Origin of the sequence: Saccharopolyspora gregorii, from assembly GCF_024734405.1 — a bacterium.
Lineage (GTDB): Bacteria > Actinomycetota > Actinomycetes > Mycobacteriales > Pseudonocardiaceae > Saccharopolyspora_C > Saccharopolyspora_C gregorii.
On the sequence record NZ_CP059556.1, the window covers coordinates 3,544,587 to 3,564,827 of the forward strand.

16 protein-coding genes and 1 pseudogene are annotated in these 20,241 nt (G+C 74.1%); 8 read left to right on the forward strand and 9 right to left on the reverse strand.

Annotated features, from left to right (window positions below; all coding sequences use genetic code 11):
* Positions 1-8 precede the first annotated feature (8 nt).
* Both H1226_RS15385 and H1226_RS15390 read left to right on the forward strand, forming a co-directional pair.
* Positions 9-575, forward strand: coding sequence for a TetR/AcrR family transcriptional regulator (locus H1226_RS15385; RefSeq protein WP_258341330.1), 567 nt, complete (start codon positions 9-11; stop codon positions 573-575).
* A 5-nt stretch (positions 576-580) separates the two neighbouring features.
* Complete coding sequence (locus H1226_RS15390) at positions 581-2,086, forward strand: glycerol-3-phosphate dehydrogenase/oxidase (RefSeq protein ID WP_258341331.1); 1,506 nt, start codon at positions 581-583, stop codon at positions 2,084-2,086.
* A 63-nt stretch (positions 2,087-2,149) separates the two neighbouring features.
* Here H1226_RS15390 and H1226_RS15395 read toward each other — a convergent pair whose 3' ends face one another.
* Positions 2,150-2,980 carry a DUF6807 domain-containing protein gene (locus H1226_RS15395; RefSeq protein WP_258341332.1) on the reverse strand — a complete coding sequence of 277 codons (831 nt, stop codon included), beginning with the start codon at positions 2,978-2,980 and terminating at the stop codon, positions 2,150-2,152.
* Complete coding sequence (locus H1226_RS15400) at positions 2,977-4,098, reverse strand: Gfo/Idh/MocA family protein (protein ID WP_258341333.1); 1,122 nt, start codon at positions 4,096-4,098, stop codon at positions 2,977-2,979. Before H1226_RS15400 ends, H1226_RS15395 begins: the two co-directional genes overlap by 4 nt.
* A gap of 274 nt (positions 4,099-4,372) precedes the next feature.
* Here H1226_RS15400 and H1226_RS15405 point away from each other — a divergent pair, with 274 nt between their 5' ends.
* Positions 4,373-5,755 (forward strand): MFS transporter, encoded by a 1,383-nt coding sequence (locus H1226_RS15405; protein WP_258341334.1) that lies wholly within the window; start codon positions 4,373-4,375, stop codon positions 5,753-5,755.
* A gap of 51 nt (positions 5,756-5,806) precedes the next feature.
* Here the strand turns inward: H1226_RS15405 and H1226_RS15410 are convergent, their stop codons facing one another.
* Positions 5,807-7,111: an amidase gene (locus tag H1226_RS15410; RefSeq protein ID WP_258341335.1), complete on the reverse strand. Its 1,305-nt coding sequence runs from the start codon at positions 7,109-7,111 to the stop codon at positions 5,807-5,809.
* Between the two features lie 346 nt (positions 7,112-7,457).
* A pseudogene (locus H1226_RS15415) lies at positions 7,458-8,543 on the reverse strand (aminotransferase class V-fold PLP-dependent enzyme); the annotation flags it as partial.
* Positions 8,544-8,673: 130 nt separating this feature from the next.
* Here H1226_RS15415 and H1226_RS15420 point away from each other — a divergent pair.
* From H1226_RS15420 to H1226_RS15440, 5 genes are all read left to right on the forward strand, one after another.
* Positions 8,674-9,690: a LacI family DNA-binding transcriptional regulator gene (locus H1226_RS15420; RefSeq protein WP_258341336.1), complete on the forward strand. Its 1,017-nt coding sequence runs from the start codon at positions 8,674-8,676 to the stop codon at positions 9,688-9,690.
* A gap of 342 nt (positions 9,691-10,032) precedes the next feature.
* Positions 10,033-11,184 (forward strand): Gfo/Idh/MocA family protein, encoded by a 1,152-nt coding sequence (locus H1226_RS15425; RefSeq protein WP_258341337.1) that lies wholly within the window; start codon positions 10,033-10,035, stop codon positions 11,182-11,184.
* On the forward strand, positions 11,181-12,356 hold the full coding sequence (locus H1226_RS15430) for a dihydrodipicolinate synthase family protein (RefSeq protein WP_258341338.1): 1,176 nt from the start codon (positions 11,181-11,183) through the stop codon (positions 12,354-12,356). Before H1226_RS15425 ends, H1226_RS15430 begins: the two co-directional genes overlap by 4 nt.
* A gap of 5 nt (positions 12,357-12,361) precedes the next feature.
* On the forward strand, positions 12,362-13,198 hold the full coding sequence (locus tag H1226_RS15435; RefSeq protein WP_258349426.1) for a sugar phosphate isomerase/epimerase family protein: 837 nt from the start codon (positions 12,362-12,364) through the stop codon (positions 13,196-13,198).
* Positions 13,199-13,410: 212 nt separating this feature from the next.
* The gene (locus H1226_RS15440) at positions 13,411-14,781 is read left to right on the forward strand and encodes a hypothetical protein (RefSeq protein ID WP_258341339.1); all 1,371 of its coding nucleotides are present in this window, start codon (positions 13,411-13,413) and stop codon (positions 14,779-14,781) included.
* Position 14,782: 1 nt separating this feature from the next.
* Here the strand turns inward: H1226_RS15440 and H1226_RS15445 are convergent, their stop codons facing one another.
* The 5 genes from H1226_RS15445 to H1226_RS15465 form a co-directional block, all read right to left on the reverse strand.
* On the reverse strand, positions 14,783-15,805 hold the full coding sequence (locus H1226_RS15445; RefSeq protein WP_224967010.1) for a LacI family DNA-binding transcriptional regulator: 1,023 nt from the start codon (positions 15,803-15,805) through the stop codon (positions 14,783-14,785).
* Complete coding sequence (locus tag H1226_RS15450; protein ID WP_258341340.1) at positions 15,754-16,365, reverse strand: AAA family ATPase; 612 nt, start codon at positions 16,363-16,365, stop codon at positions 15,754-15,756. Before H1226_RS15450 ends, H1226_RS15445 begins: the two co-directional genes overlap by 52 nt.
* A complete protein-coding gene (locus tag H1226_RS15455) occupies positions 16,362-17,738 on the reverse strand; it encodes a sugar porter family MFS transporter (protein ID WP_258341341.1) in 1,377 nt (458 codons plus the stop codon). Before H1226_RS15455 ends, H1226_RS15450 begins: the two co-directional genes overlap by 4 nt.
* Before the next feature lie 76 nt (positions 17,739-17,814).
* Complete coding sequence (locus H1226_RS15460; RefSeq protein ID WP_258341342.1) at positions 17,815-18,708, reverse strand: hypothetical protein; 894 nt, start codon at positions 18,706-18,708, stop codon at positions 17,815-17,817.
* The gene (locus tag H1226_RS15465) at positions 18,705-20,129 is read right to left on the reverse strand and encodes an FGGY family carbohydrate kinase (RefSeq protein WP_258341343.1); all 1,425 of its coding nucleotides are present in this window, start codon (positions 20,127-20,129) and stop codon (positions 18,705-18,707) included. The genes H1226_RS15460 and H1226_RS15465 overlap by 4 nt, the downstream gene beginning before the upstream one ends.
* Positions 20,130-20,241 lie beyond the last annotated feature (112 nt).

Here is a 20,241-nt window from a genome sequence, read left to right on the forward strand (position 1 = left end):
TTTTACACATGACGTCAAGTCGTAACGACGAGGCGATCCTGGACGCCGCCGCGCAATGCGTGCTCGCCGTCGGGATGCGCCGCACCACCCTCGCCGAGATCGCTCGCCGCGCGGGCGTGAGCAGGCCGACGGTGTACCGCCGCTGGCCGGACGTGCGGACGCTGTCGGCCGACCTGCTCACCCGCGAACTCGTCGCGCTGCTGCCCGCCGACACCGGGGGCGGATCGCGCGCCGACGGCGTCGAGCGGATCGTGCGCACCGCCTCCGCCGTGCGCGACCACCCGCTGTTCCGGAAGGTCCTGGAGACCGATCCCGAACTGCTGATCACCTACGTGTTCGACCGGCTCGGCACCAGCCAGCACCACATCCTCGACGTCCTCACCCACGCCATCCGGCACGGGCAGCAGGACGGCTCGATCCGCGCGGGCGATCCGGACGAGCTCGCCGCGATGGTGCTGCTGCAGGTGCAGTCCGCGGTGGTCTCCGCCCGCATCGTCTCCGACGTGCTGCCACCGGACCGGCTCGACGAACAGCTGCGCACCGCGCTCGACGCCTACCTGCGCCCCGAGGAGTGACAACGATGACCGCGCTGAACGCCGCCCGCCGCACCCGCGAACTGTCCGAGCTCGCCGAGAATCCCTCGGTGGACCTGCTCGTCGTCGGAGGCGGGGTGACCGGCGCCGGAGTCGCGCTGGACGCCGCCTCCCGCGGGCTGCGCGTGGTCCTGGCCGAGAAGCACGACCTCGCATTCGGCACCAGCCGCTGGAGCTCGAAGCTGGTGCACGGCGGATTGCGCTACCTCGCCTCCGGCAACGTCGGCATCGCCTACGAGAGCGCGGTGGAACGCCGGGTGCTGATGGAACGCACGGCACCGCACCTGGTGCGCCCGCTGCCGCAGCTGCTGCCGCTGGTCGCCGGAATCGGCGCCGGGCGGGCCGCGCTGGTCGGGGCCGGATTCGTGGCCGGGGACCTGCTGCGGCGCGGCTCCGGCACCGCCGGGTCGACGCTGCCCGCGCCGCGCCGGGTCTCCCGCGTGGAGACGAAGCGGATGGTGCCCGCCCTCCGCCACGACCGGTTGCGCGGCGGGCTGCTGTCCTGGGACGGGCAGCTGGTGGACGACGCGCGGCTGGTCGTCGGGCTTGCGCGCACGGCCGCCGCGCACGGCGCGACGGTGCTCACCCGCTGCGCGGCCGAGCAGGTCACCGGCGAGGGCGCGGTGCTGCGGGACCGGCTCGGCGGCGGGGAGATCGCGGTGCGCGCCCGCGCCGTGATCAACGCCGCCGGGGTGTGGGCCGGCGAGGTGGCGCCCGGGCTGCGGCTGCGGCCCAGCCGCGGAACGCACCTGGTGGTCTCCGACGAGCTGTTCGGCGGGCTGGGCGCCGGGGTGACGGTGCCGGTCCCGGGAACCTCGAACCGCTTCGCGCTCGCGCTGCCCGCCGGGAACGGCCGGGTCTACATCGGACTCACCGACGAGGAGCAGCACGGCCCGATCCCCGACGTGCCCACAGCGAGCGAGCAGGAGGTCGAATTCCTGCTGGACACGGTGAACTCGGTGCTGGCGCGGCCGATCCGGCGGGACGAGGTGCTGGGCACCTACTCGGGGCTGCGCCCGCTGCTGGACGGCGGGGAGGGCTCCAGCGCGGACCTCTCCCGCGAGCACGCGGTGCGCACCGGCCCGGACGGGGTGATCAGCGTGGTCGGCGGGAAGCTGACCACCTACCGGAAGATGGCGCAGGACGCGGTGGACGCCGCCGCGATCGCGCGGAACCCCTGCCGCACCCGGAACCTGCCGCTGATCGGCGCCGCCACGGGGGCACGACTGTCCATAGTGGACGCACCGCGGGACCTGGTCGCCCGCTACGGCACCGAGGCGCCCGCCGTGGTCGCGGCGGCCGACGGCGATCCGCGACTGCTGGAACCGATCGCGGGCCTGGGCCTCCGGCCCGCCGAACTCCGCTTCGCCGTGCGCAACGAGGGAGCCCTCGACGTCGCCGACCTGCTGGACCGGCGCACCCGGGTCGGCCTGGTCCCGGCGGACCGGGAGCGGGCCGTCCCGGCCGCCGAAGCGGCGCTCCGGGCCGGCTGACCACCGCGCCGCCCGGTCCGAAACGGGTTCCTCGCCGCCGCACACGGCGAGGAACCCGACCCCTCATCCCGATCCGGGAACGCGCTCCCGCGGATCGGTCTCGGCCCACCGCCGCGCGGCGGCGCGGTCCAGCTCCCCGTCGGCGACGAGGACACGCAGCCCGCGCACCAGCACGGCGCCGGGGGTGAGGACCACGGGCTCCCGGGGCGCCAGCTGCCCCCCGACGCCCGGGTAGTCGCGAGTGCGCACGAACCACGGGTCGGGTTCGGCGGCGGCGAACACCAGGGTGTGGTCCCGCCCCGCCCAGGCGAGCCAGGGCGCGGTGCTGCCGTGCACCTCCGCTTCGCCCGCGGCGTCGGCGGTGAACGCCTCGCCGTCGCCCGGCAGCCGCCAGAAGAACCCGCCGTACCCGGCGCCGGAGCGGCCGTTCGTGGCGGGGCTGCCGATGCGCACGTCCCGCCCGGTGGGGTTGGTGAGCTCGGTGCGCACCGCCAGCTCCCACCCGTCCGCCGCGGGAAGGCTCTGCAACCGGCGCCGTTCGTCGAGCAGCGCGCTCCCGTCCGGCGCGCACCAGCGCAGCCGCTGCCGGAGCTCGTTCGGGCGGACCGCGTCGAAGCCGAGGTGCTCGATCCGCCCGTGGTCGGCGCGGTGGACGTAGCCGCGGCCGCGCAGGTAGGTGGCACCGCCCCACAGGTTCCAGCCGTCCACGTCCTGCGCCGCGAGGGAGAACCCGAGGTGCCACGGGTGGTCGGCGGGCCGCACCGCGGTCACCTCGGTGCCGCGCAGGGTGCGGACGGGGTGCAGGTGCGGGCGCGGGCCGAGGTGCGCGGGCAGCTCGGCACCGCCGTGGTACTCGGCGACGACGGCGCCGCCCAGCCGCAGGTCCGCGATCACCGGGCCACCTCCGTGAAGTCCACTTCGGACAGCAGCCGGAGCTCGTGCGCCGCGCGGAGGACCGCCGCGTCCGCGCCGGGCACCACGCACCGCGGGTGCGGCCCGCTGCGGTCGATCCGGTGCGGGATCGGGCGCGGTTCGGGGGCGAGCCGCACCGCTTCGAGCACCCGCATGAACGGCCGGGCGGCCGCGGGCGGGACCAGCAGCGGGACCGCCGGGTCGCGGACATGCGCCACGAGGTTGGTCAGCAGGCCGGTGGTGCCGTGCTCGGATTCCCGCACGACGCCGCCGGATTCGAGCCGCAGCCTGCCGGTCCGGTATTCGAGGACGAGGCGGCCGCGGCTGCCGTGCACCACCACGTGCGGCTCCACCTCCCCCTCGGCGCAGAGCGTGCCCGCGACGACGATGGTGGTGCCGCGCGCGGTGACCATCCGCAGCCCGGAGGTGTCATCGGCTTCGATGGGGTTCGCCCGGTGCAACCGGACCTCCAATTCGCGTGGCGGCTCGTCCTCGCCGCCGTCGACGGCGAGCGCGGTGGCGGTGGCGTGCGCGAACGGGTTGGTGAGCGCGCCGTCGACGACCGGTATGCCGTCCAGGGTCCGGCGACCGGCCCAGCGGGCGCGGGCGTAGTAGGCGGCGTCGCGCCGCCACGCCCCGGCCGCACCGATCCCGAGCACGTCGCCGACGGCGCCCTCGGCGAGCAGCCGGCGGGCGTGCGCGAGGGCGTGCGAGCCGAGGCTCTGGAACCCGATCTGACAAGCCCGCCCGGCGCCCGCCAGGTCGGCCACGAGCCGGTCGAACTCGGCGAGCGTCGGCGCGGGCGGTTTCTCCAGCAGCACGTGCGACCCGGATTCGGCGGCCAGCACGGCGAGCGCGGCGTGGGTGTGGATCGGGGTGCACACGATCGTCACGTCCGGCCGGACCCGCGCCAGCAGCGGACCGAGCTCGGCGCCCACCGGCGCGTCACCGATCAGCTCCCGGTCCGCCGCGGTCGGCGGCACCGGGTCGCAGACCCCGGCCAGCCGCACGCCGGCGCCGTGCAGCCGCCGCAGTTCCCGCAGGTGCCAGCGGCCGTGCCCGTGCAGGCCGGCCAGCAGGACCGTCGTCGTCCGGGTCATCGATCCTCACCACGAGTGGGCGTCACCGGTGCGCATCGTAGCGAGCGCGGCACGCCACTGGAAAGCGCATTCCGAAATCGTTGCCGATGTGGACCGCCCGCGACGAGCCGCGGGAAAAACCGGGTGTTGACACCGAATCCCGCTGCCGGTTCCATCTGGAAAGCGCTTACCCAGACTGCGTGCGCCTCGATCCCTCGACCGGTTCGGCCGCATGGCGGCCTGCGCCCCGCTGAACGGAACAACGACGTCACCGCAGCACGCCGAGGAGGCACCCGTGAGCAGCGACACCGGAGGCAGATCCGCCGAATCCCGCGGCACGCCGCGGAAGGCGGCGGCCAGCGGCTGGATCGGCAGCGCGCTGGAGTACTACGACTGGTTCGTCTACGCGCAGGCCGCCGCGCTCGTCTTCCCCACCATCTTCTTCCCCGAAGGCGACCCCACCGTCGCGCTGGTGTCCTCGCTGGGCACCTACGCGGTCGGCTACATCGCCCGCCCCATCGGCGCCGTGGTGCTCGGGCACTGGGGCGACCGGCGGGGGCGCAAGAACGTGCTCGTGCTGGCGATGCTGCTGATGGGCCTGTCCACGTTCGCCGTCGCGCTGCTGCCCACCTACCACCAGGTGGGGATGCTCGCGCCGGTGCTGCTGGTGCTGCTGCGGTTCGTGCAGGGCTTCGCGGTGGCCGGGGAGCTCAGCGGCGCCAGCGCCATGATCGTGGAGCAGGCGCCGTTCGGCAGGCGCGGCTACTACGCGAGCTTCAGCCTGCACGGCACCCAGGCCGGCCAGGTCATCGCCGCCGCCATGTTCCTGCCGCTGTCGGCGTTCCTCAGCGACGAGGCCTTCGACGCGTGGGGCTGGCGGGTACCGTTCCTGCTCAGCGCCGTCGTCGTGTTCGCCGGATACCTGATCCGGCGCCGCGTCGCCGAGAGCGCCCTGTTCGAGGAGGAGCGGCGGCAGCGCCGTCCGCAGCGGGCGCCGATCGTGCAGGTGCTGCGCGAGAGCGGCGCGGACGTGCTGCGCGCGACCTGCATGACGCTGGTGAACGTGATCGGCGTGGTCGTGTCGGTGTTCGGCGCCGCCTACGCCACCCAGCCCGGATACGGCATCGAGATGGACAAGAGCGTCTACCTGTGGATCCCGGTGGTGGCGAACCTGGTGGCGCTGCTGTTCATCCCGTGGTTCGCGAACCTGTCCGACCGGTTCGGCCGCCGACCGCTGATGATCATCGGTTCGCTCGGGTCGGGGTCGTTGTCCTACGCCTACCTGTGGTCGGTGGGCCAGGGGAACGTGCTGCTGACGGTGGTGCTGGCGATCCTGGCGTGGGGAGTGTTCTACCAGGTGTGGAACGCGACGTTCGCGAGCTACTTCCAGGAGCTGTTCCCGGCCCGCACCCGGGTCACCGGGTTCGCCATCGCGCAGAACCTCGGGCTGGCGATCACCGCGTTCCTGCCGAGCACCTTCGCCCTGCTCGCCCCTCCCGGGTCGGCGAACGTCCCGCTCGTGGTGGGGTCGCTGTGCTTCGGCATCACCGTCCTCGGCGCGGTGGCGGCCTGGTCGGCGCGGGAGACGCACCGCATCCCGCTGGCCGACCTGGGGGCGAAGGACGCCCGGCCGCTGCCGAAGGAGGAGTTCGACCGCCTCCGCGCCCACTCCCGCTGACCGGGCGGACGGCCCGCCGCACCGGCCGGGTGGGCCGTCCACCGGCGGTGGTCAGGGCGCGAGGAGCTCCTCGGCGACCAGGGCGGCGCGCAGCGCGAGGTGGTCGCACCACGGCGCCGCGGTCAGCTGGAGCCCGACCGGCATGCCCGATCCCGGGTGCACGCCGCACGGCACGCTGACCGCGGGCCCGCCGTACATCGACCACGCGTAGGTGAACCGCGCGATGGAGCGGGTGGAGTCGGCGAGGTCGACGGCGTCCCGTCGCGGCACGTCCACCGGGATCGTCGGCGTGACCAGCACGTCGACGTCCGCGAACAGCGCGTGCACGCCGCGCTGGAAGTCGCGGCGCCACTCCCGGCTCCGCTCGCGGCGCTCCGGCGGCACGTCGTGGCCGAGGCGGATCCGGCGCAGCACGTCGGGATCGATCGTCCCCGGCCGGTCCCGCACCCGGTCGGCGTGCACGGCGGCGGCCTCCGGGTACAGCACGTCGAGCATCCGCTGCTGGGCGAGTTCCGCGCCCGGCACCCGCACCTCCCGCACCGGCCCGCAGGCGCGGCCGAGCGAGCGGATCGCGGTCCGGACGACCGCGGCGACGCCCGGATCCACGTCGTCGAAGAAGAAGTTCACCGGCACCCCCACCCGCAGCCCGGCCGCGCCGTCGGCCAGCGCGGACCGCACCGGGACCCCCTCGGCGCGCACCGAGCTCGGGTCGGCCGGGTCCCGGGCGTCGAGGACCGCGAGCACCGCCGCGGCGGTGCGCACGTCGCGGGCGATCGGGGTGACGGTGTCGAAGGAGGTGCTCACCGGGAACACGCCCGCGCCCGAGACCCGCCCCAGGGTGGGCCGCACCCCGACGATCCCGTTGACGGCGGCCGGGACCCGGCCGGAGCCGCCGGTGTCGGTGCCCAGCGAGGCCGCGCACATCCCGGCCGCCACCGACACCGCGGAACCGCTGCTGGAGCCGCCGGAGATCCGCGACTCGTCGAGCGCGTTGCGGCAGTCGCCGAAGGTCGCGTTGCGCCCGACCACGCCCAGCGCGAACTCGGCGAGGTTGGCCTTGCCGAGCACGACCGCGCCCGCGGCGCGCAGCAGCCGGGTCACCGTCGCGTCGGCCGCGGCCGGGCCGGTGGCGTGGTGCCGGGTGCCCGCGGTGGTGGGCACGCCGGCCACGTCGATGTTGTCCTTGATCGTGGTGGTGAGCCCGTGCAGCGGGCCGGGTTCGCCGCCGGCGGCGTCCAGCTCGTCGGCTTCGCGCAGCGCCGCCTCGTCCCTGGTGCTGATCAGCGCGCGCAGCCGCGGGTTCTCCGCCGCCGCCCGGTCCAGCCCCGCCCGCACCCGATCTCGAACCGCTCCCACGGCACCTCTCCTCACGTCGCAGTCGGCAGGTGGGCACCGATCGTGTCGGCCTCGGCCATCGGCACCATCGCGTGGTGCGGGCCGGCCCCGCGAGCCCGGAGTACGAGCTGCTTCACCCCGGCCGGGCCGAAGTATGCTGGCTCACCGACCGCGGAAGCAATACATCTGACATTTCCTGGTGCCGACGTCTGCCGTACCGGATCGGACCGTTCGCCCGGACCGACTCGGCCGACCATCGCAACGGGCACAAGCCGAAGCGGCGCCGCACGATCACCCGTGCGGCGCCTGAGCCAGCGACGCGAAACGTCTGACTTTTGCGGGAAGGCGCCTCGGGTCAGCGCCCGCGCAACACCGCCGCGACCTGCCGCACCGCGTCCGCGGAAGTGGAGGCGTGCGGGGAGAGGCGGACGTGCTCCGCCCGGCCGGTGGTGGCGATGCCCGCGGCGGCCAGGTCCGCGGCGACCTCGCGGGCCGGGCGGCCGGGCACGTCGAAGGTGAGGATCCCGCTGCGCGGTGGCGGCGCCGAGGTGATCCGCGCGCCCGCCGAGCGCAGCGCCTCCGCGAGCTCGCCGACGCGCTCGGCGATGCGGGCCTCAATCCGCGCGACCCCGGCCCGCTCCACCAGGTCGAGGGCGGCGGCCAGCGCTCCGGCCGACACCGGGCTCAGGTTCGTGATCGACCAGGACTCGGCGCCCGGCACCGGTTCCCGCACCTCCCCGTCGAACCGCCCCGGATCCCGCGCGCCGGTCCAGCCGGACAGCAGCGGGCGGTGCCGGTCCAGGGCGCGCGGCGAGAGCGCGGCGAACCCGGTCCCCCACCCGGCGCGCAGCCACTTCTGCCCGCCCGCGACGAGCACGTCCGCCGTCGCCCACTCCGCCTCGACCGCGCCGAACGCCTGGATGCCGTCGACCACCAGCAGCCGGTCCCCGATCACCTCGCGGATCCCGGCGAGGTCGGCCCGGTGGCCGGTGCGGAAGTCCACCGCGCTCACCGCGACGGTGGTGACCTCGGCGTCGAGCCCGGCGCGCACCACCTCCGGAGTGACCAGCCCGTCCGGTGGGCGCAGCCGGCGCACCTGGACGCGCCCGGCCTCCGCGGCCCGGGACCACGGGTAGGTGTTGGCCGGGAACTCGCCGTCGGAGACCAGCACCGCTCCCCCGGTGGCGAAGGCCGCCTGGAACAGCGCGGTGCTCGTGTTGGGCTGCAGGACCACCTGCTCGGCGGGGATCCCGCACAGCCGACCGGCGCGGGATCGGGCATCGGCGTCCGCCCGCATCAGGTCGTCCACTGTGGAGTGATCAGCGGTGGCGGCCCGCTCCAGCAGCCGCGCCGAGGCCTCGCGCACCGCGCGCGAGGGCGGGCCGAACCGGGCGAAGTCCAGATATCCGGCGCTCTCGGTGAACTGGTCGAGGTAGTCCTGCGGCAGCGGCATGGCGGCGAAACTACCGCCCGGAACCGGCCTCCGGTCCACCTGGGACGCGCGCCCGGCGCAGCGCGGTCCCCCACCGGACGTACCGGGCGCTATCCTCGGAATACGCATTCCCGGGAAGGAGCGATGCCTGGTGGCCGCACGAGCAGCGACCTTGACCGACGTCGCCAAGGAAGCGGGGGTCTCCCTCGCCACGGCCTCCCGCGCCCTCAACGGCAGCGAGCGGGTCGTGCGGGCCGAGCTGCACGACCGGACGCTGGCCGCCGCCGCGCGGCTCGGCTACACCCCGAACGCGCAGGCGCAGTCGATGGCCAAGGGCTCCACGGACCTGGTGGGGCTGCTGGTCAACGACATCGCCGACCCCTACTTCTCCACCATCGCCGCCGGACTGGCCACCGCCGCCGAGGAGCACGGGCTGCTGGTGATGCTGTGCAGCACCGGCGGCAGGCCCGAGCGGGAGCTGGAGCTGCTGGCCGCGCTGCGCCGCCAGCGCGGCCGGGCGATCGTGCTGGCGGGCAGCCGGATCAACGACCGGGCCCACCTGCGGGAACTCGCCGCGCACGTGGAGCCGTTCACCGCGGCCGGGGGCCGGGTCGCCGCGATCAGCGAACCGCGGCTGCCGGTGGACACCGTGGTGGTGGACAACCGTCGCGGCGCCCAGGACCTGGCGGCGCGGCTCGCCGAGCTCGGCTACCGGCGGCCCGCGGTGCTCACCGGGCCGGAGCGGCTGCTGGTCTCGCGGGACCGGCGGGACGGTTTCCTCGCCGGGTGGCGGAGATCGGCGAGCGGGGAGCCGGTGTGCGCGGCCGAAGAGTTCAGCCGCGACGGGGGTTCCCGGGCGATGCACCGGGTGCTGGACGAGCATCCGGACGTCGACGTCGTGTTCGCGATCAACGACCTGATGGCGCTGGGCGCGATGGCGGCCTGCCGGGAGCGCGGCGTGCGGGTGCCGCAGGACGTCGCGGTGGCCGGGTTCGACGACATCTCGACCCTGCGCGACGTCACCCCCGGGTTGACCACGGTCCGGCTGCCGCTGGCGGAGATGGGCCGGATGGCGCTGGACCTGGTGCTGGGCGCCGAGCAGGAGAAGCCGCGCCGCCGCAAGGTCCGCGGCGAAGTCGTGCTCCGCGAGAGCACTCCCACCCGCTGACCCGTCCCCAGCGCACCCCTCCCCACCGCACCAGGTGAGCGCCCCACTCACCCACCCCCACTGGGCAGGCGGCCCACCCACCTGAAGTGCACGCGGCGCCCCACGCCAGGTGAGTGGCCCGTTCGCCCAATCCAGCTGGGCGGGTGGGCCACTCACCTGTGGCGTGGGGGTGTGTTCGGGGAGGTGAGCGGCTCGTTCGACCGGTGTTGTTGGGCGGGTGGGCCACTCACCTGGGTGGGGGTGGGGGGCGGCGTTGCGGGAAGCGCTTTCCGGGGTGTCTTGTTCTGGAAGCCCTGTTGCGCTTACCGTTTCGGTAAGCGCTTTCCAGAAGGGCGGTACCGCATGACCGAGCGAAGGCTGGGCGTCGTGATGAACGGCGTCACCGGCAGGATGGGCCACCGGCAGCACCTGATCCGGTCGATCCTCGACCTCCGGGAGCAGGGCGGGGTGCCGCTCTCCGACGGCACCCGGGTGCGGCTCGACCCGATCCTCGTCGGCCGCGATCCGGCGAAGCTCGCCGAGCTCGCCGCGCGCCACGACCTGGACCGCTGGACGACGGACCTGGACACCGCGCTGTCCGAGGACGCCGACCGGCTCTACTTCGACGCGCAGGTCACCTCCGCGCGCGAAGCGGCCATCACCAGGGCGATCGCCGCGGGCAAGCACGTCTACACCGAGAAGCCCATCGCCGCGGACGTCCCCGGCGCGTTGCGGCTCGCCCGCGCCGCGCGCGACGCGGGCATCCGCGCCGGGGTGGTGCACGACAAGCTCTACCTGCCGGGCCTGCTGAAGCTGCGGCGCCTGGTGGACTCCGGGTTCTTCGGGCGGATCCTGTCCGTGCGCGGCGAGTTCGGCTACTGGGTGTTCGAGGGCGACCTGCGCCCGGCGCAACGGCCGAGCTGGAACTACCGCGCCGAGGACGGCGGCGGGATCACCACCGACATGTTCCCGCACTGGAACTACCTGCTGGAGAACCTGTTCGGCCGGGTCGAGGCGGTCACCGCCCGGGTCGTCACGCACATCCCGCGGCGCTGGGACGAGCAGGGCCGGGGCTACGCCGCTACCGCCGACGACGCCGCCTACGCCACCTTCGAACTCGCCGGTGGTGTCGTAGCCCAGCTGAACTCCTCGTGGGCGACGCGGGTGCACCGCGACGAGCTGGTCGAGTTCCACGTCGACGGCACCCACGGCAGCGCGGTCGCCGGGCTGCACCGCTGCCGCGCGCAGCACCGCGCGCACACCCCCGCCCCGGTGTGGAACCCGGACCTGGTGGAGGCGACGCCGTTCCGCGAGCAGTGGCCGGAGGTGCCGGACGACGGCCCGCCCACCAACGGTTTCCGGGCGCAGTGGGAGCAGTTCGTCCGCCACCTGCACGACGACGGCGACCACCCGTACGACTTCTCGGCCGGGGTGCGCGGGTTGCGGCTCGCCGAGGCCGGGTTGGCGTCCTCCCGCGAGGGCCGCCGCGTCGAGCTCGACGAGGTGGTCCTGTGACCGTGCTGCTGCTGCCGACCGCGGACGGGAGCCTGGTGGAGCACCGGCTCGCCGCGCCGCCGGACTGGCCGGAACCGGACGGGCCGCTGCGCTCCCGCGTCGCGTACGCGGCCGCGCACGTGGTGCCCCGGGTGCTGGGCGAGAACGTGCCCGGCGCCCCCGCCGACGTCGACTGGGACGCGACGCTGGCGGCCCGGCACCGGATCTGGGCGAGCGGGCTCGGGGTCGCCGAGGCGATGGACACCGCGCAGCGCGGCGCGGGCGTCGGCTGGGCGCAGGCGGCCGAACTGGTGCGCAGGTCGACGGCGGAGGCGCGGTCCTGCGGCGGTGCGATCGCGGCCGGCGCCGGCACCGACCAGCTCGACCTCACCGCGCTGCCGTCCGGGCGCGCCGGGCTGGACGTGGTGCTGCGCGCCTACCGGGAGCAGCTGGCGCTCGTGGCGGGCAGCGGTGCCGTGGCGATCGTGATGGCCTCCCGTGCGCTGGCCGCGGTGGCGCGCTCGGCCGACGACTACGCCGAGGTCTACGGCGCGCTGCTGGCCGAAGCCGACGCGCCGCTGATCCTGCACTGGCTGGGCCCGATGTTCGATCCGCTGCTGGCCGGGTACTGGGGCAGCTCGGACGTGGCGGCGGCGACCGAGGCGTTCCTGCGGATCGTCCGGGAGCGGCCGGAGAAGGTGGACGGGGTGAAGGTCTCGCTGCTCGACGCCGAGCACGAGGTCGCGCTGCGCCGGGCGCTGCCGCCGGGGGTGCGCCTCTACACCGGGGACGACTTCCACTACTCGCGGCTCGTCGTCGGCGACGGCACCGGGCACTCGGACGCGCTGCTGGGGATCTTCGCGGCGATCCACCCGGCCGCCTCGGCCGCGATCCAAGCCCTCGACCGGGACGATCCGAGCACCGCGAGGTCCATCCTGGACGGCACGGAACCGTTGGCGCGCACGGTGTTCGAGCGTCCGACGTTCCACTACAAGACCGGGATCGCGTTCCTGTCCTGGCTCAACGGGCACCAACCGGGCTTCGCGATGGCCGGCGGCCTGCACGCGGGCCGCTCGGTGCCGCACCTGGCGGAGGTGTTCCGGCTGGCCGACCGGGCGGGCCTGCTGGCCGACCCGGACCTGGCGGCCACGCGGATGCGGTCCTTCCTGCTGGTGAGCGGGGTGGCGGCGTGAGCGGCCTGGACCGGCTGTCGCTGAACACCGCGACGACGAAGGCGTGGACGCTGCGGGAGGCGGTGGACGGCGCGGCCCGCGCCGGGTTGCCCGCCGTGGGGCTGTGGCGCGACCGCGTCGCCGAAGTGGGAGCGGCGACCGCCGCGAAGGTCGTGCGGGACGCGGGTTTGCGGGTCTCCAGCCTGTGCCGCGGCGGCTTCCTCACCGCCGCCGACCCGGCCGGGGCGCGCGCGGCGCTGGCCGACAACCGGGCTGCGATCGCCGAAGCCGCCGCGCTCGGCACCGACGTGCTGGTCGTCGTGGTCGGCGGACTCCCGGCCGGGGAACGCGGGCTCGCGGACGCGCGGGCGCGGGTCGCGGACCGGATCGCCGAGCTGGTCCCGGTCGCCCGCGAGCACGGGGTGCGGCTGGCGCTGGAGGCGCTGCACCCGATGTACGCCGCCGACAGGGCCGTTCTGTCCACAGTAGAACAAGCGCTGGACCTGGCGCGGCCGCACCCGGCGGACGCGGTCGCCGTCGTGGTGGACTCCTTCCACGTGTTCTGGGACCCCCGGCTGGCGGTGAGCATCGCCCGCGCCGGGCGCGAAGGCCGCATCGCCGCCTACCAGGTGTGCGACTTCCTGCTCCCGATCGCGCCGGATCCGCTGCTGTCCCGCGGCATGATGGGCGACGGCGTGATCGATTTCGCGGAGCTCAGCCGGCTCGTCGCCGCCACCGGCTACTCCGGTGACGTCGAGGTGGAGATCTTCAACGCCGACGTCTGGGCCACCCCCGGCGACCACGTCCTCGCCACCATGACCGCCCGCTACCGCGAACTCGTCCTCCCCCACCTCGGCGGCTGAACCACCGTCCTGCTTCCGGCGCACCGGCCCCTCGCGGTGCGCCACCGCGGCGTGCCGCGACCGTCCCGGATGCAGCAACCCTGCGCCGATCGGAGGACCGCTCACCTGCGGAAACCACTGCTCCGAACGTCAACCGAACGGACGCCGACAACAGGGCGGGCGGTGTGGTGAGTTGGGGGCGGTCCTGCTGATCACGATGTTGTGGAGGGTGCGTGGACGCTTACCAGGCGATCGACGATCTCGACGAGGATTCGGCCACGAACCTCGACTCCACGGCAGAGCTCATGGCAAAGGCGCGGAGCAGAACGCAAGGGCTCGATCGCGACCGCATCAAGAAGCGTCAGCGCCCGCACTTCCGTCCCAAGCAGGTCCTTCCGCTACCGGGCATGCCGCAGGGCGAAGTTCCGGTAGCTCCCTGGCAACTGCTGCACACCTTCGCGCGCGCGGTCTCCCTCGCTGGACAGGGCTCGGCCCGGTCGTTCGCACAGCACTGGGACTGCTTGCGCTACGTCACGGCGCTCGAATCCGACGATGACGGGCGGATGAGGCTGAGCGAGGAAGGGAAGAACTGGAACTCCCACAAGCGAGGAACGCAGGCGCGTGACCTCGGCACTGCGTTCGGGCTCACTGCGGCGACGCGCATGCTGCGCGAACGACATCCCGATCACCGGTTCGACGTCGTGGATGCGGAGATCGTCCTCAGCACGTTCCGCGCGGCGAAGGGAGGTAGACCTGCCGCCGGAAGCAGCGCGCTGCGCCCGAACTACTTCATCATCGGGCGGAAACCGGGCGCTCCGCTTCGGCTCATCGCCGTCGATTCCAGGGGATCGCACGGCGAGATCGAGTCCCAGTACGCGCAGCTCGCTCGGTCCCAGCAACGGGTTACCACGGTCCTGCTCGGTGAATCGGACAGTGCGGGAGAACCGCTTCCCGCGATGATGCTGACGACGAGCCTGCTCAAGCACGATCCGATCACGACCCGCGTCCTCGTGACCGAAGGAAACGGTGTCCTCGCCGTTCCGGGGCGATCCGCGCTGGACACCTCCCGGCCGGTCACCGACCTCGACCTGCCTCCCTGGATCGACACGAAGGACGCCGGTGGACGACCGAGCCAGCGTCCGGGGTTCGCCGTTCCGAAGCAGGAGTGGGGACGGCTGTCCCGAATCCTCACCCGCACCGCCGCTGCCTCGCTGCTCACCTTCGCCGGAAACCGGGAAGCAGCGGGCGAACTCCTCACGGAACGCCAGCGGAAGCGCCTCGGAGCAACCGGCTCGCCGGTGCCCGGCCTCGACTGCGACGCGACCATCACGCTCCAGGGAGTGCCGTTCGTCGGCACGGACCAGGTCTTCCGGTTGAACAAGCGACGCGTCGAGGTGTTCTCCGCGCTCGTCGAGGACCAGTACCTGCTGCTCAAGGACAAGCGTCTCGATGAGCACGAAGCGAATCTGCCGGAGCTGTTGGCGGCCTGGAACCGCAAGAGGAAGGCCATCGCGAAGCAGTGGAACGGCGTCGTTCACATGGACGACAGCGGTGCCCTGCTGGCCATCCGGGTGCAGGACAAGCACAACGAGGAGCTGAGCTGACCTACCGCCCCACCGCCGAGAGCGGGATCTCGCCGGAGCCGCGGGCGGTCAGCCGCAGCGGGAGGGTCAGCGTGGCGCCGGTGCCCGCGGTGCCGTCGAGCTGCTTGAACAGCTCCTCGGTGGCGGTGCGGGCGACGACCTCCGGCGACTGGTCCACGACGGACACCGCCGGGTACAGCGAATCGGCCATCGGGAAGTCGCCGAAGCTGATGAACGCGATGTCGGTGCGCCCGCGCGCGTGCAGCGCCGGCACCACGCCCAGCGAGCAGCGGGCGTTGGAGGACAGCACCGCGGTCGGCGGTGCGGCGGAGCGCAGCAGCTCGTCCAGCGCGCTGCGCGCTTCGGCGGCGCTGGACAGGCCGGTCTTGACCAGGGTCTCGTCCACGCCGACGCGGGAGCTCTCCATCGCGCTGCGGTAACCGCGGATGCGTTCACCGGTGGTGTAGACGTCGGGCCGGTCGCCGATGAGCGCGATCCGGGTGTGCCCGGAGTGCAGCAGGTGCCGGGTGGCGGCCTCGGCGGCGCCGAAGTCGTCGCCGAGCACCGTGGTGCCCAGCCCGGCCGCCGGTCGCGCCGGGCGGTCGGCGAACACGACCGGCGTGGTGCCGGCGACGGCGCGCAGGTAGCTCTGGTCGCGGCTCACCGGCACCATGATCAGCCCGGAGACCTGGCGCTGCAGCAGGCTCTCCACCAGCGCGTGCTCCCGGTCCGGGTCGCCGCCGACGCTGGAGACGAGCACCGCGTGCCCGCGTTCCAGCGCGCACCGCTCGATGACGCTGGCCATCTCGGCGAAGAACGGGTCGGAGAGGGATTCCAGCACCACGCCGATCGCCTCGTCCCGGCCGACGCGCAGCGAGCGGGCGTGGAAGTTGGGGCGGTAGTTCAGCTCTTCGATGACGGCCTGCACCTGGTCGCGAGTGCTCGCCGAGACCCCGGCCGCGCCGTTGATCACGCGGGAGACGGTCTTGGGGCTCACTCCGGCCGCGGTGGCCACGTCGTAGAGCGTGACGTCGCCTGCTGGCACGCCGAGTTCCTTTCCGTCAGGCCGCGGTCCAGCTCGGTGAGCTGCGCCGCGATCGGCCGGGTCGCGTCCACTCTAACGTGGGGCGTGCGCGGCGGGTCCGCGCGCGCGGCCCGGACCTGCGCGGGGTCGGCGAGCTTCGCCGCGTCCCGGGCGGCGGCGCGTGCGCGCATCCGCCGCAGCGCCACCTCGGGCGGGCAGTCGACCCACACCAGCACGGGTTCGGCACCGGTGGCGCGGAACCGGGCGGCGACCGCCTCCCACGCGGCCGGGTCGGTGCGTTCGGCGGTGAACGGAGCGACGAGCACCGCCGAGGTGCCGGTGCGCACCGTGTCCAGCGCGGTGCCCAGCAGCGATTCGTAGCGGGCGGTGCGGGCGTGCTCCCGCATCCACGGGCTGTCGGGGGTGGCGCTGCCGCTGATCTCGCCGAGCAGGGCGGTCAGCGGCCCGGCCAGCACGTCCAGGTCCAGCAGCGCCGCGCCCCACCGGCCGGCGGCCACCCCGGCGAGCGTGCTCTTGCCGCTCGCCGGGGCGCCGCTGACGAACAGGGCGAGCGGGCTCATCGCCGCGCCCTGGCCCGCAGCACGGCCTCGACCTCTTCCAGGGTGCGGCCGCGGGTCTCCGGCAGGTACTTCTTCAGGTACCAGAAGCCGATCAGGCCGAACACCGCGTAGAGCCAGAACAACCCGCTGGGCGTGAACGCCTCGAACGCGCTGAGCACCGTCAGTGAGATGATCAGGTTCAGGCCCCAGTGCGTGAACATCCCGAAGCTGCCCGCCTTCCCGCGCAGCGCGGTCGGGAAGATCTCGCTGTTGATCAGCCACATGGCCAGCCCGATGCTCGCCGAGAACATCGCCTCGTAGGTGATCAGCAGCGCGACCAGCGCGACGCCCCAGCCACCGCTGAGGTCGGTGACCGCGTACAGCAGCCCGATGCCGACCAGCGAGGCCACCACGCCGCCGAGGCCGACCAGCAGCAGCGGCCGCCGCCCGATCCGGTCCACCAGCAGCAGCCCGACGAGGGTGAACACCACGTTCGCCACGCCGATGCCCACCGAGGACAGGATCGCCGCGGACGCCCCGAACCCGGCCTTGGTCAGCAGCGTCGGCGCGTAGTAGGTGATGGCGTTGACGCCGACGAGCTGGTTCACCGCCGCCACCCCGATGCCGAGGTAGATCGCCGGGCGCATCGCGGGCTTGAGCACGTCCCGGTAGGTCACCGAGTCCTCGGCCGTGACCGCGCCGGACAGCGTGCTCAGCTCCGCATCGACGCGGTCGGCGCCGACGATGCGCCGCAGCACGGCGCGGGCCTCGTCGGTCCGGCCGCGCGCGACGAGCCACCGCGGGCTCTCCGGCAGCCCGAACAGGCCGAAGAACATCAGCAGCGACGGGATGCCCGCCAGACCGAGCATCCAGCGCCACGCGCCCGCCTCGGCGAGCAGGAAACCGGACACGTAGGACAGCAGGATCCCGGAGCTGATCATGATCTGGTTGATCGAGACCAGGCTGCCGCGCTTCTCCGGCGGGGCGATCTCGGCGATGTAGGCGGGCACCGACAGCGAGGCGGTGCCGATCGCGAAGCCGAGCAGCAGCCGCGAGCCCAGCAGGGTCGCCAGGTCCGGCGCCAGCGCGGAGATCACCGCACCGGCGGTGAAGACGACGCTGGTGATCGACAGGGTGCGCCTGCGGCCGAGCGCGTCGGCGATGATGCCGCCGAGCCCGACGCCGACGATCGCGCCGACCAGCAGCGAGGCCACCACGACCTGCTGCCACAGCTCGGAGAGCGCGAACTGCGGGGCGATGTAGAGCAGGGCTGCCGAGATGACACCGGTGTCGTATCCGAACAGCAGCCCGCCGAGGGCCGCGACGACCGCGGCTCCGGTGACGGCCGCCGCGGGCGAACGAGCAGGGGCTGGTGCGGGTGACGTGGTGGTCACGGTCGTACCTCGTTTCTCCGGCGACGCTGCCGGGAAAGAGCGGTGGCCGCCCGGGCGGGACGGCCACCGGGGGACGTCAGACTGCGGCGTGCGGGGTGGCGCGGCCCTGGATCGCGGCGACGCACTCGTCGAGCCTGCGCCGCGCGGTGTCGGCGAGGAACGGCCGCCGGTCGGGCTGGTCGAGCAGCACGGCGTCCTTCCAGAACGCGCGGCCGGCGATGAAGCCGGAGGCGCCGCCTTCGTCGCAGGAGATCCGCAGCACGTCCTTGAACTCGTCGAAGCCGACACCCGCCGAGAGCACGACCCACGGCACGCTGACGGCCTCGGCGATCCGGCGGCAGGCTTCGGCCGAGCCGGGGTACTCCAGCTTGAGCAGGTCGGGCTTGAGCTCGTCGAGGGCGCGGGCGGATTCGATGATCGCGTCGGCGCGCGCGTCCGGGGTCAGTTCGCCTTCCCCGGGCAGCGGGTAGATCAGGTTCTCGACCACCGAGGGCACGCCCTCGGTGCGGCAGTCCGCCACGACCTCGGCGGCGGCGGCCAGCGCCTCCGCGGAGACGTCGCGGCCGCCGAGCTCGGGGTCCCGGTCGGCGCGCAGCTGCACGAAGAACTTCACCGCGTGCCCGCCCATGTCGCGCACCCAGCGGGCGTCCTGCGCGGGTTCGCGCCGGGTGAGCGGTTCGTCGCCGAACTTGCCGCGGTCGGACGGTTCGGCGGCGACCGCGAGTCCGGCACCGGGGGCGAGGTTGCCGTCGGCGATGGCGGCCGGGACGCCGAAGTCGGGGTCGACGAGCAGCCCGCTGGCGCTGGGCGAGAGGCCGCCGATGACGTCGCCCTTGAACGCGCGCAGCAGGTCGTCGTCGATGGGCTGGCCCGCCGCGGTGAACATGCGGCGCAGGGTGTTGCGCTGGTCGAGGGCGACGATGGCGAAGGTGCCGTCGGACTGGGCGATGTCGGCGAGTGCCGCGGTCATAGTTCTGCTCCGATGGGGTCGAGGGTGTGCTCGGTGAACCGACGCGCGATGTCCACTGCGGACAGCGCGGTATCGCCGTCGCCGTGCGCGGCGGCGCGGGCGGCGAAGATGGCGGCGCCGTAGGCGCTGGGCTGGTCGATCCGCGCGTAGCGGACCGCCGGGAGGCTGCGTTCCTTCACCGCGCGGAAGCTGCCCATCCGGGTCCAGCCGCCGGCGGCGGTGACGTGTTCGTGCGGTCCGGCTTCGGCGGCCATCAGCGCGATGACCGCGTCGGTCTCGGCCATGGCGTGGGCGAGGGCGGCGGACCAGACGTCCAGCGGGGTGGCGTCGTCCCCGCCGAGGCGCACGTCGACGTGCTCGCTGCGGGCGTGCGCGCCGGTGATCCGCACCGAGCCCGGGTCCGGGGTGCGGGCCAGCCAGTCGCGGTCGAGTTCGGCCCTGGCGGGTTGGTCCTTGCGGCCCAGCAGCGCGAGGACCTGGTCGAGCAGCAGCCCGCCCCGGGTGCCGCCGAGCAGCAGGCGGCGGCCGGGCAGCACGTGCAGGCCCTGCGCGACGCCCTCGGCGGTGAGCCGCCGCCGCTGCTCGTCGCGCAGCGGTGCGGACGCGACGCGCAGCAGCGCCTCGGAGGTGCCGCAGGAGTCGAACAGGTGCTCGCCGTGCCACACGCCGCTGGCGACCGAGGCGACCGGGTGGTCGTGCCCGGCGACGGTGAGCACCGCGCCGCGCACCGCCTCCGGCGCACCGGGGTGGTCGACGGTGCCGATCGGCGTTCCGGCGGTGGTGAGCGGTGGCAGCACCGCGGCGGGCAGCGCCAGGTGTTCCAGCGCCGGGTCCCACGGCTGCTCGGTCACCTGGTCCAGCAGGCCGGTACGGGAGGCCAGCGAGGGTTCGGTGACGGGCCGCCCGCCGAGCGCGTGCGCGACGAATTCGGGGACGTTGAGCCAGGTTCCGGCCCGCTGCGGCGGAAGTCCGCGCCCGACGAGCCAGCCGAGCTTGGCGAACGAGCACAGCGGGCTCAGCGGCAGCCCGGTGTGCGCGCTGAACTCGCCCGCAAGGTCCGCGGGCAGCGCGGCGAGTTCGGCGCCGCCGCGCTGGTCGAACCAGGCGATCACCGGGTGCATCGGCTCGCCGCCGCGGTCGAGCAGCACGCCGGACTCGGCCATCCCGGTGATCGCGGCGGAGACGACGCGCAGCGCGCCTGCGGACCGCTCGGCCACCTGGACCGCGTCGGTCATCGCGGACAGCACCCGTTCCAGCAGCAGGCCGGCGGGCAGTTCGCTGTGCCCGTCCGCGGTGCGGTGCCACTGCGTCGGAGTGCGCCGGAGGCTCAGCACGACGCCGGCCCGATCGGCGACCAGCACCTTGATCTCGGTGCTGCCCACGTCGATGCCGACGACCGCTTCGGTCGCTGCGAAGTCCACCTCGGCACGCTCCTTCTGCCGCTGAGCGCCGGCCTCGTCGCCGGCTGGGGACACGAAACCGCCCCGTTGTCATCGATGTCAACGCTTTCTCGATTCACCTCGGACATCGATG

Excerpts from the sequence above, each read along its gene's own strand:
- H1226_RS15385 (WP_258341330.1), top strand. The coding sequence starts at position 9 with ATGACGTCAAGTCGTAACGACGAGGCGATCCTGGACGCCGCCGCGCAA.
- H1226_RS15390 (WP_258341331.1), top strand. The coding sequence starts at position 581 with ATGACCGCGCTGAACGCCGCCCGCCGCACCCGCGAACTGTCCGAGCTC.
- H1226_RS15400 (WP_258341333.1), bottom strand. The coding sequence starts at position 4,098 with ATGACCCGGACGACGACGGTCCTGCTGGCCGGCCTGCACGGGCACGGC.
- H1226_RS15425 (WP_258341337.1), top strand. The coding sequence starts at position 10,033 with ATGACCGAGCGAAGGCTGGGCGTCGTGATGAACGGCGTCACCGGCAGG.
- H1226_RS15450 (WP_258341340.1), bottom strand. The coding sequence starts at position 16,365 with ATGAGCCCGCTCGCCCTGTTCGTCAGCGGCGCCCCGGCGAGCGGCAAG.
- H1226_RS15460 (WP_258341342.1), bottom strand. The coding sequence starts at position 18,708 with ATGACCGCGGCACTCGCCGACATCGCCCAGTCCGACGGCACCTTCGCC.